The sequence below is a fragment of the Micromonospora sp. SL1-18 genome (assembly GCF_047921505.1).
Classification (GTDB): Bacteria; Actinomycetota; Actinomycetes; order Mycobacteriales; family Micromonosporaceae; genus Micromonospora.
In genome coordinates this window covers 1-286 of record NZ_JBLROA010000259.1, presented here as the reverse complement: position 1 = coordinate 286, position 286 = coordinate 1, and the positions used below count along the sequence as shown (strand labels likewise).

Annotated in this window: 1 protein-coding gene; it reads right to left on the bottom strand. The window is 67.5% G+C overall.

Annotation, left to right across the window (positions count from 1 at the left end; all coding sequences use genetic code 11):
* Nucleotides 1-2: 2 nt before the first annotated feature.
* Nucleotides 3-286, bottom strand: a 284-nt coding sequence (locus ACNAW0_RS30850; protein WP_416291555.1) for a C39 family peptidase, incomplete at its 5' end; no start/stop codon positions are given.

Below are 286 nucleotides of genomic sequence, written 5' to 3'. Positions count from 1 at the left end.
GGTCAGGAGGCGGAGTAGCCGCGGGTGGCGATCCAGTTGGCGAGGTTGTCCACGCTCATGTGGTAGGAGGCCATGTCCGGGTTGGCCGAGTCCGCGATGGTCACGGTCTTCCCGCCGTCGTGGTAGCCCACGACGCTGATGTAGTGGCCGCCTTCGAAGGAGTGGGTGCCGCCGTCGGTGTCGGTGGCGGTGCCGGCGATGTTGGCGACCACGGCACGGCCGTTGTCGACGGTGTGGACGATGTCGGCGCGCAGGGTGTCGATCTGCTGCGGCTTGGCCTTGTTGT